This is a genomic window from Nocardiopsis quinghaiensis, from assembly GCF_008638365.1.
GTDB lineage: Bacteria > Actinomycetota > Actinomycetes > Streptosporangiales > Streptosporangiaceae > Nocardiopsis > Nocardiopsis quinghaiensis.
Window position 1 is genome coordinate 99,159 of record NZ_VWVU01000024.1, and the last position, 8,853, is coordinate 108,011.

Below are 8,853 nucleotides of genomic sequence, written 5' to 3' on the forward strand. Positions count from 1 at the left end.
CGCCTCACGGGAGCTAGGGGGTCGGCTGGGTGTGGGGACGTGCGGTGGCCGTGGCGTCGACGGTGGTCGCGCCCAGCGGCATCAGGGTGAAGGAGTAGGCCACGGAGCAGGTCACGGTCACCGTGTCGCCGCTGACCGCGACCGTCCCGTCGGCACCGGCGGCGCTGAGGAAGGACCGCGCGGCGGCGGACGCCGCCGAGGGGTCGAGGGCGACCTCGTCCGTGCCCTCGCGGTAGGCGGCCCAGTCGAGCTGCTGGGCTCCCGCGCGGGCGGCCTCCTGGGCGAGGACCGCCGCCTCGTCGCGGGCGCGCAGCAGTCCTCCGCCGTCGGTCACGAGGCCCAGGCACAGCAGGAAGGCCGACACCATGACGGCGACGAACGCCGTGGTCTGGCCCCTGTCGTCCGCACGTCTCACGGCTGCCCCCTGAAGGCGTCCACGACCACCGTGGCGCTCCCGGCGACCGTGTAGGTCCCCGGGACGCCGAGGCCGGTGAGTCCGTCCAGTCCTACGCGGCACTCGACCGTGGCGGTGACCGCTCCCCCGGGGAGCAGCCCGCCGTGGTCGAGGGTGACGGTGTGGTCGCCGCAGCCCAGGCCGTGCTCGGCCAGGGACCGGGCGGCCGTACCCTCGGCGGTCGTCTCCGCGGCGGCCACCGTGCGTTCGAGGGAGGCCGCCCGCGCGGCGGAGTGCGCCACCTCCTCGGCGGTGGCGCGCGCGTCCACCACCCTCCCGGCGAACACCATGAGCAGTGCGAACGCCAGGAGGGCCGGAGTGAGGACCGCCAGCTCCGCCGACGCCGACCCGTGGTCGGCGCGCCCACGGGCCGTGGAGTGCGCGGAGCTCACGGGGCGGCCTCCGCGGGGACGAACCGCTCCACGGGCACGGAGGCCTCATGCCCCACAGGCCAGCTGAAGCCGGGGATGAGGCTGGGCACCTCCGCGTCGACCACGACGCGCACCTCCTCGTCCCCCCGGTCGACGGAGACGTCGAGGCCGGAGAGGAGGGAGCCGCCGGCCCCGTCGGAAACCGACGTGCCGCCGCCCGCGGTGCGCGACTGCTCGGCGGTCCTGCGCGCGATGTTCGCGGCGACGTGGTCGCCGTGCATCCACAGCGCGGTCTGGACGACGAGCAGGACCAGGAGCAGGAGGAGGGGCGCGGCCACGGCCATCTCGGCGCTGCCGCGGTCGTCCCGGAGAGGGCCCGCGCTCATTCCACGGAGAGGCTGTCGACCTGTGCCTTCACGAAGGTCAGGATGCCCGCACCGGCCGCGAGGGCGACACCGACCAGCAACGCGGTCATGATGACCGTCTCGGTGGAGTAGCCGTCGTCCCTGCGGCTGAGCAGCAGAGAGCTGAGGTAGGCGGTGAGGCGTTTCATCGGAGGTCTCCAGGGTGTGTCGGGGTCTCATGCGCTGAACAGGATGTGGCTCATCGCCGGGTAGCCCAGCAGAACCAGGAACCCGGTGAAGAGCAGGACCACCGGCAGGCTCATCCGCTCGGTGGCGGACTGGGCCTCGGCGTCCATCTCGGACAGGAACTGGGTGCGCAGCGTCTTGGCCTTGGAGGCCAGGGAGCCGCGGATGCGCGCGCCGTCGGCCCCGGCGAGCTGGAGGCTCGCCGAGAGCTCGGCGAACTCGGGAGTGTCGTAGCGCGTACCGAGGTCGCGCAGCGCGGTCCAGGGCGGCTGTCGCATGAGCACCGCCTCGCGCAGGCCCTCCCGGATACGGGCCATGGCCCATCCGTTGCCCGCGGCCCCGGCGTCGGTGAGAGCGCCGTTGACGCCCGCTCCCCCGGCCAGGGACACCACGACCAGGTCGGCGAAGCTCGCCAGGGCGCGGCGCATCCGTTCCCGGCGCTTGTTCGCCTCGTCGCGCAGGGACAGGTCGGGAGCGGACCAGGTCCCGAGGGCGAACAGCGCCCACATGACCGCGGCCACGCCGGTGGACGGCAGGAGCCCGGCCAGGGAGAGCGTCCCGCCCAGCAGCGGGGGGAAGGTCAGGCCCAGCAGCAGGCCGGTGAACTTCTCGGCGAGGTAGGAGGACGGTTCGCGGTCGCACACCCGCAGGTCGCGCCGGGTGCGGGGGCCCGGCATCCCGAAGCCCTCCAGGAGAGGGACGCCGACTCTTCCCAGGCGCGCCAGGACGCCCGTGTCCGGCCCCGCGGCCAGGGCGGGTCGAGGAGGGGGCGGCGCGGCCAGGCGCTCGGCGAGTGTGGGCCTCGCCCAGCGGGCGGCCAGCAGCGCCCACAGGGCCAGTCCGACGGCGGCTCCCGCCGCCGCGGCGGCCAGGACGGGGGTCATCGTGCGGCCTCCGGAGTGCGAGCGGGGGCGGGCTCAGGCGCGAGCACCCGCGGCCCCAGGTCGAATCGGGACATGCGGGCCAGCCAGACCAGCGCGGCCGCCCACAGGCTGCCGATGCCCGCGAGCACCACCTGGCCGAGGAAGCCGTCGAAGGGGTCCAGGTACTCGCGGTTGAACAGCAGCAGGAACGCGGCCATGCCCAGGGTCGTGGCGACGATGATCCGGGTGGAGGTGCGCAGCCGCGCGCGGCTCGCCGCCACGCGCACGAGCATCGCCGCCTGCTCACGGGCCGCCTCGGCCAGCGTGCCCAGCAGGACGCCCAGGTCGGTGGCGTGCCGGGTGGCCGCGGTGGCCAGGGCGGCGGCCACCAGGTCGGCGGTGGGGTTGTCGACCTCGTCGGCGAAGGAGCGCAGGGCGTCCTGCGTGGGCTGGCCCGCCCGCAGCCGCTCGGCGAGGTGGGCGACCGGCTCGCGCACCTGTTCGGGCGCGATGGGCACGGTGGCGGCGACGGCCTGGTGCAGTCCGGCGGCGCCGGCCATCAGGTCGCGCAGCATCTCGGTCCAGGCGGCGACGGCCTCCACACCGGTCACCTGCTCCTGGTGCCGGCGGTCGGGCCCCAGCACGGCGGGACCCCACCAGCAGCCCGCCGCGGCGAGTACCCCGGCCACGGGCCAGCCGGTGGCGAACCAGACGAGCACACCGCCGATGACGGCCCCGGCCAGCCGCAGCGGCCGCTGTCGGCCGAGCAGGACGGTGCGCCACCGCGGGATCCGTGAGGCCCGGGAGGAGGAGGAGGCGGCCAGCGAGGCCAGGGCCAGCCACACCCCCGCGCCGGTCAGGGCCCCGGCTGCGGCCAGGAGGAGCACGGGTGTCGTCACGGCGCCCACCCCGCCGTGTCGGGGTGCAGCAGAGCGGGGGCGAACCCGGCCTCGGCGAGGACGTCGAGCGTGTCGGGGCTGGGCGGCGCGGCCGGCAGAGGGCCCTCGCGGCCGCGCCGGTAGACCTCGTTGGAGACCACGTTCTGCCCCTCGGCGCCCACGACCTCGCGCACGCTCGTGACCATGCGCCCGCCGGTGGGCAGGGCGGACACGTGCACGACCAGGTGCACGGCGGCGGCCACCAGGGACGCGGTGGCGTCCAGGGGCAGGCGCTCGGCGGACTGGGCGGCGTAGGCGCCCATCTTGGTGAAGGCCCCTGCGGAGTTCGCGGCGTGCAGGGTGGTGAGGCTGCCGTCGTTGCCCTGGCTCATGGCGTTGAGCAGCGGCACCGTCTCGTGGCCGCGCGTCTCGCCGACGATGACGCGGTCGGGGGACATGCGCAGGGCCGTGCGCACGAGGTCGGCGATGGTGATCTCGCCGACGCCCTCGACGTTGGCCGGTCGTGCCTGGAGGGCGACGCAGTCGGGGTGGGCCACGCGGTCGCGGTCCAGGCCGAGTTCGAAGACGTCCTCGATGGTGACGAGCCGCTCGTCGGTCGGGATCTCGGCGGCCAGGGCGCGCAGGAGGGTGGTCTTGCCCGCGCCGGTGCCGCCGGTGATGACCATGTTGCGGCGGGAGCGCACCCCCGCGCGCAGCAGGGCGACCAGGGTGTCGTCGACCGTGCCCAGCTCGCGGAGCTGTTCGAGGGTGGTGCGGCCGTAACGGTGGCGGCGGATGGACACGGCGGGCTGCCGGGAGACCTCCATGACGGCGTTGAGGCGCTCGCCGCCGGGCAGCTGCATGTCGAGGATGGGCGCACCGGGATCGAAGCGCCGCTCCCCCGTGGCGGACTCGGCGGCCAGGCGCCGGACCAGGGCGACGACCTCCTCGGGGTCGTCGAAGAGGGAGTCGTGCCGTTCACGGGTGCCGTCGGCGCGGCGCACCCACACGTGGACGCCGTTGATGTTGATGTTCTCGATCCCGGAGTCGTCCAGGAGCGGTTGGAGGGGGCCGAGCCCGCACACCCGGGCCAGGGCGCCCGCGGCGACGGAGGCCTCGGTGGGGGCGTCGAGCACCTGTCTGCCCTCGGCCAGGGCGCGGCCCGCCTCCTCGTCGAGGATCTGGGCGATGAGGCGCTCGGCGCGGGCACGGTACTCCTCGGGCGTGTCCTCGGGGGCTCCGCGCGTCTCCTCGCTCAGCCGCCGGGTGGCCTCGGCGGTGATCCGCTCCACCCGCTCGCCCACGGTCCGGGCCCGGTCGGTGTCCAGGAAGAAGCCGTCGGTGATGTCGAGGCCGGCCTCATGTCCGCTGCTCATGCGGGGACCCCCGTCGTCTCGGCGACGGACCGCGCGGCCGCGTCGGTGGGTGCGGCGGCCCCGGCGAGGTCGCCCGCCAGGCGCGCCGCGGCCCGCAGCAGCGGCCTGCGGTGCGGCTTGCGCAGGTTGGCCTCTCCGCGCAGGAACGCCGCCGAGCGCGGGTCGGAGGGGATCCTGCCCCACACGTCCGGGCCCAGTGCGCCCTCGATCTCGCGGACGCCCCCGGTGCCGCCGACGACGACGGTGCGCAGGCACGGCAGGCTCCGGGCCAGGGGCTCGGCGGCCTCCTTGGCCCGGCGCAGCTGGGCGAGGTCGTCGGCGACGAGCAGGAGGGCTTCGTCCGCACGCGCGGCCAGGCCGGAGGCGGCCGCGCCGGGAGTCAGGCGGCCCAGGTCCAGGACGACCGCGGGACCGTCTCCGGAGGCGAGCACGTCGGGGTTCTGGGCGAGGAGGCGCACCGCGCCCTCGGCGCGGTCGGCGGTGACGGGCGCGGGGCACACGGCCAGTCCCCCGGGGAGGACCTGGGTGTGGGCGGCCAGGTCGGCGGCGCCTCCGCCGTGCCGGGCGGCCGCGGCCAGGCCGGTCAGCCCCGGGGCGAGCTGGAGGCGCCGCCAGGTGGCGACGTCGCCGCCCGAGGCGTCGGCCTCCACCAGGACGGCCCCGGCCTCGCCCGGCCAGACCGCGGCCAGCGCCATGGCCGCGCAGGTGACGCCGGGTGCCCCGCCCAGGGAGAGGAGCGCCACGGTCCGGGGCATCACGCGTCTCCCCTGGGGTTGACCTGGACGACGCTGATCCGCTCGGCGGCGGCCGCCGAGGCGATGGCGGCGGCGTCGGTGGAGGCCGCGACGAGCTCGATCGTGACGGAGCCGTCGTCGGCGGCGGAGGCCTGGACGCTCCGCACCAGGGCGCGGTAGGCCTCCACCCCGGCCGTGGCGCCCTCCTCGGGGGTGACCACGACGGAGACCGCCGTGCCCGGGACCAGGGAGGAGGGGAAGCGGCCGGGGCGCAGGGCCACGCCGACCACGGCCCGGTCCCGTTCGGGGAAGGCCGCCTCGGTGCCCAGCGCGGACTCGGGCAGGATCCCGCCCTCCGCGACCGGGACGGTGAGGGTCTGGCCGACCGCCTCCTCCATACGCTCGTCGCCGACGAAGGAGACGCCGTCGGCGACGGCGATCCGCGCCACCCTCAGGTCCTCCGCTGTCACCACGTGCCCGGCGGACAGGTCGGTGTCGGCGACGAGCACCCCCCTGCGGTCGTCCATCCGCTCCAGGGCCAGGACGCCGCTGAGGGCGCCCACGGTCATCAGGACCAGGGCCAGGACCAGCCACCGCCACCGGCGGGGGCCGCTGCCCAGGAGCCGCACCGGCGGGGTGTCGCCCGTCCGTGGGGGCGCCGCGGGCGCCGGTGCCGTCTTCGTGTCCACCACGTCTGTCGTCTCTCTCGCTGCTATCGGGAGCCTGTGTCGGTGACCAGGCCGTGGGATTCGGCCACCCGGAGTTCGACCTGCGAGGCCGTGGTGACCGGGTCGAGCGCGCCCGCCTCCCCGTCGGAGAACTCCCAGCCCACGTCCCAGCCGACCTCGACGGAGACGGCGTAGACGCCGCCGGGCCGGCTGTCGGAGGGCAGGGTGTAGACGTGTCCGCAGTCGGGGGAGGCCGCGGCGGGGTCGTGCACGGCCGGGTCGAAGGGGGTACCCGGGCCCTCGCACCGGACCTCGGTGCCGTCGCCCAGGGTCCACACGGTCGCGGTGGGGGTGGCGGTGACCGTGAGGGACCAGCCGGGCACCTCGGCGGAGGCCTCTGCGGCCTCCCAGTCCTGGGACTCGACCCACAGCCACACGGGGGTGTTGACCAGGACCAGCGACTCGTTTCCGGGGGAGGTCGCGATCCGGGGCGGGGGCAGTTCGAAGGCGGCCATGGACTCCTGGATGAGGGTGACCGGGTCGGTGGGGGCCTCCCCGTCTCCGTCGTAGTCGACGGCGTCCCAGTCGATGGCGTCCCAGTCCACCTGGGACCAGTCGATCGCGTCCCAGTCGACGGCGCTCCAGTCGACGGCACTCCAGTCGGTCCCGTCGCCGGAACCGGTCGGGGTGCCGGAGCCGTCGGTGGCACCGGTGCCGCCGGACCCCGGCTGGCCTCCCTGGGACTTCCACCAGCGCAGCAGGATCGAGCAGCCCAGGCCGCCGGAGGTGCCGCACTCGACCTGCCCGAGGAAGGAGCCGTCGTCGGCGTGGGCCGTGGCGGGGAGTCCCGCCATGAGCAGGGTCAGTACCGCGGCCGTGGCCGCGGGTCGAACGGGTCTCAGCATGATCCCGCCTCCCAGATCCGCAGGTCGGACACGCGCCAGGCGAGTCCGTCGTGTATGAGCGTGGCCTCGACACGGCGCGGTCCCTCCCCGGTGGAGGAGCCCACGCCGAGGTTCCAGTCGGAGTCGTCGAGGCAGTCGTCGACCGTCGCGCGGTCGGAGCCCCCGACCTCCACGCTGGGGTCGAGGACGGGTTCACCGGTGACCTTCGCCCCCGCGGCACGGGCGCCCTCCAGGGCGGTGCTCATGAGCACGAGCGCGCCGCCCGCCGCGTGGTCCTCCAGGTCGGCGGGGACCCCGCCTCCCTCGTGGGAGGCGGCCACGACCGTGTCCCACATGCCGGTGTACGCGGCGAGCGCGGCGGCCTCCTCGTCACTCGGGGAGGGTTCGGGAGGCGGCGGTGTCGCCGCCTGGACCCCGTCGCCGGAAGCGGCGCAACCCGCCGACAGGGCGAGGGCCGCGCAACATCCCGCGACCGCGGTCCAGCTCCGGGCGCGGACGGCTCTTCTTACGGCTGTCGTCATTCGTGCGTTCTCCACTGCCGTGGGAAGGGGGGCTGGTGCATGGCGGAGCCGGCCCGCGCGAGCGGGCCCTTTCCCTTCGGAGGAGGGTGACGGGGAGGTCCTCCGCCCGGGAGGCCGCTTCTTCCGTCCGGGTTCCGGCCCGCCGTGAGCTGGCACGACCGGGGAGCCGCGCGGGACGGAGCTCTCGGCCTGACCGAAACAATGTGGTATTGAGTGTGTTTTTACCTGTCTTTGCGTGAGCTTATAGAGAAGTTGCCTGTCACAACAACCCCCAGAGCCCCTCTTTGACTGTGATCCGGTCGACTTTCCGGACATCGGACTCAGAAGGGACACGCAGTCGGATCACTCCGACGAACACACGTGAAACAACACCCAAACGGACATCACCGACATGGTCGAGCGATCAGACCGCGAGCACGCGGGGGCCCCGCCCGCGCAGCCCCCGGAGGGCGTCGGGGTCCGTCCCGGTGTCGGTGATGAGGCAGTCCGCCTCATCCAGCCGAGCGAACCGGGAGATGCGGTCATTGCCGATCCTGGTGTGGTCGGCCAGCAGCACGATCCTGTCCGAGGCGCGCACCATGGCGCGCCTGGCCATCACCTCCGCGGGGTCCGAGCAGGTCAGGCCGCGCCCCGGGGACACCCCGTCGGCGACCATGAAGGCCACGTCGACATGGACCTGCTCCAGCAGGCGCACGGAGGCCGGCATGGTCCCGGCCGCCGCGCTCACGTGTCCCCCCAGCAGGTGCACGGAGAGGTCGCGGCGCGAGGCCAGCCCCAGCGCGGCGGGGACCGAGTTGGTCAGGACGTTCAGCCCGCACCCGGCGGGCAGCAGCCACGCGATCCGCTCCGCCATCGGCCCCGCGTCGAGCAGGATCAGCCCCTCACGCGGCAGTTCCGCCAGGGCGGCCCTGGCGATTCTGCCCTCGGCGGCCGAGAGCCGCCGACCCGCCCCGGACGGGGCCGTCGTGGCGCTCACGCCCGTTCCTCGCCTGACGGCGGTGGCGCCACCGCTGAGACCGCTCACAAGGTCCTCCGACCCGTCGGTGTCCGCGCCCCCGAGCGCGAGGGCGGTACGCCCCACGCCGCCGTGTGGATCCGATCGGTTCATCTGTCTCTTCACCAGGAGAACATCTCGCTTGAAAGGGAACGCTATGCGAACACCCCCGCCTTTCAGGGAAAACCGTTGCGAAATGACGACGGAGGGCGAGCGCCGCCAAACCGTCCGCAGCGCCCCGGGAGCGCTGGGCGGGGCACCTCCGAAGGAGACGCGCGCCCAGGCGGACCTACCACAGACAGGAGGCACACAAGGCAACACATAGGGACGGAAGCAGAAACACAAGCACAACTACTTCCACATCGGGACCTGCCGGTGCTACTTTCGTGCCTCGCGTAGCGGCGGCCCGGAAGGTGGAACCGCGTATGCCGTTGGACCCCGACATGCCCGAGTCCACACGCACCGCCATCAAGGTCCTCACCGGCATCGAGGTGCCCCG

At 74.6% G+C, this 8,853-nt stretch carries 12 protein-coding genes; all 12 read right to left on the reverse strand.

Going from position 1 to position 8,853, the window contains the following annotated elements; genetic code table 11:
* Window positions 1-13 precede the first annotated feature (13 nt).
* Window positions 14-415 carry a pilus assembly protein TadG-related protein gene (locus FYX01_RS21825; RefSeq protein ID WP_150244327.1) on the reverse strand — a complete coding sequence of 134 codons (402 nt, stop codon included), beginning with the start codon at window positions 413-415 and terminating at the stop codon, window positions 14-16.
* Window positions 412-846, reverse strand: coding sequence for a TadE family protein (locus FYX01_RS21830; protein ID WP_150244329.1), 435 nt, complete (start codon window positions 844-846; stop codon window positions 412-414). The genes FYX01_RS21825 and FYX01_RS21830 overlap by 4 nt, the downstream gene beginning before the upstream one ends.
* The gene (locus FYX01_RS21835; protein WP_150244363.1) at window positions 843-1,169 is read right to left on the reverse strand and encodes a TadE/TadG family type IV pilus assembly protein; all 327 of its coding nucleotides are present in this window, start codon (window positions 1,167-1,169) and stop codon (window positions 843-845) included. Before FYX01_RS21835 ends, FYX01_RS21830 begins: the two co-directional genes overlap by 4 nt.
* A gap of 38 nt (window positions 1,170-1,207) precedes the next feature.
* On the reverse strand, window positions 1,208-1,378 hold the full coding sequence (locus FYX01_RS26315; RefSeq protein ID WP_190394435.1) for a hypothetical protein: 171 nt from the start codon (window positions 1,376-1,378) through the stop codon (window positions 1,208-1,210).
* A gap of 27 nt (window positions 1,379-1,405) precedes the next feature.
* A complete protein-coding gene (locus FYX01_RS21840) occupies window positions 1,406-2,299 on the reverse strand; it encodes a type II secretion system F family protein (protein WP_223830592.1) in 894 nt (297 codons plus the stop codon).
* A complete protein-coding gene (locus tag FYX01_RS21845; RefSeq protein WP_150244331.1) occupies window positions 2,296-3,186 on the reverse strand; it encodes a type II secretion system F family protein in 891 nt (296 codons plus the stop codon). Before FYX01_RS21845 ends, FYX01_RS21840 begins: the two co-directional genes overlap by 4 nt.
* Window positions 3,174-4,532: a TadA family conjugal transfer-associated ATPase gene (locus tag FYX01_RS21850; RefSeq protein WP_150244333.1), complete on the reverse strand. Its 1,359-nt coding sequence runs from the start codon at window positions 4,530-4,532 to the stop codon at window positions 3,174-3,176. The genes FYX01_RS21845 and FYX01_RS21850 overlap by 13 nt, the downstream gene beginning before the upstream one ends.
* Window positions 4,529-5,287 carry a CpaE/TadZ family protein gene (locus tag FYX01_RS21855; protein ID WP_150244336.1) on the reverse strand — a complete coding sequence of 253 codons (759 nt, stop codon included), beginning with the start codon at window positions 5,285-5,287 and terminating at the stop codon, window positions 4,529-4,531. Before FYX01_RS21855 ends, FYX01_RS21850 begins: the two co-directional genes overlap by 4 nt.
* Complete coding sequence (locus FYX01_RS21860; RefSeq protein ID WP_150244338.1) at window positions 5,287-5,958, reverse strand: SAF domain-containing protein; 672 nt, start codon at window positions 5,956-5,958, stop codon at window positions 5,287-5,289. Before FYX01_RS21860 ends, FYX01_RS21855 begins: the two co-directional genes overlap by 1 nt.
* A 20-nt stretch (window positions 5,959-5,978) precedes the next feature.
* Window positions 5,979-6,839 (reverse strand): hypothetical protein, encoded by an 861-nt coding sequence (locus tag FYX01_RS21865; protein WP_150244340.1) that lies wholly within the window; start codon window positions 6,837-6,839, stop codon window positions 5,979-5,981.
* Window positions 6,833-7,360: a hypothetical protein gene (locus tag FYX01_RS21870; RefSeq protein WP_150244342.1), complete on the reverse strand. Its 528-nt coding sequence runs from the start codon at window positions 7,358-7,360 to the stop codon at window positions 6,833-6,835. The genes FYX01_RS21865 and FYX01_RS21870 overlap by 7 nt, the downstream gene beginning before the upstream one ends.
* Window positions 7,361-7,763: 403 nt before the next feature.
* On the reverse strand, window positions 7,764-8,336 hold the full coding sequence (locus FYX01_RS21875; protein ID WP_150244344.1) for a DeoR/GlpR family DNA-binding transcription regulator: 573 nt from the start codon (window positions 8,334-8,336) through the stop codon (window positions 7,764-7,766).
* Window positions 8,337-8,853: the final 517 nt, after the last annotated feature.

Excerpts from the sequence above, each read along its gene's own strand:
- FYX01_RS21835 (WP_150244363.1), bottom strand. The coding sequence starts at position 1,169 with ATGGCCGTGGCCGCGCCCCTCCTCCTGCTCCTGGTCCTGCTCGTCGTC.
- FYX01_RS26315 (WP_190394435.1), bottom strand. The coding sequence starts at position 1,378 with ATGAAACGCCTCACCGCCTACCTCAGCTCTCTGCTGCTCAGCCGCAGG.
- FYX01_RS21840 (WP_223830592.1), bottom strand. The coding sequence starts at position 2,299 with ATGACCCCCGTCCTGGCCGCCGCGGCGGCGGGAGCCGCCGTCGGACTG.
- FYX01_RS21850 (WP_150244333.1), bottom strand. The coding sequence starts at position 4,532 with ATGAGCAGCGGACATGAGGCCGGCCTCGACATCACCGACGGCTTCTTC.
- FYX01_RS21855 (WP_150244336.1), bottom strand. The coding sequence starts at position 5,287 with ATGCCCCGGACCGTGGCGCTCCTCTCCCTGGGCGGGGCACCCGGCGTC.
- FYX01_RS21865 (WP_150244340.1), bottom strand. The coding sequence starts at position 6,839 with ATGCTGAGACCCGTTCGACCCGCGGCCACGGCCGCGGTACTGACCCTG.
- FYX01_RS21870 (WP_150244342.1), bottom strand. The coding sequence starts at position 7,360 with ATGACGACAGCCGTAAGAAGAGCCGTCCGCGCCCGGAGCTGGACCGCG.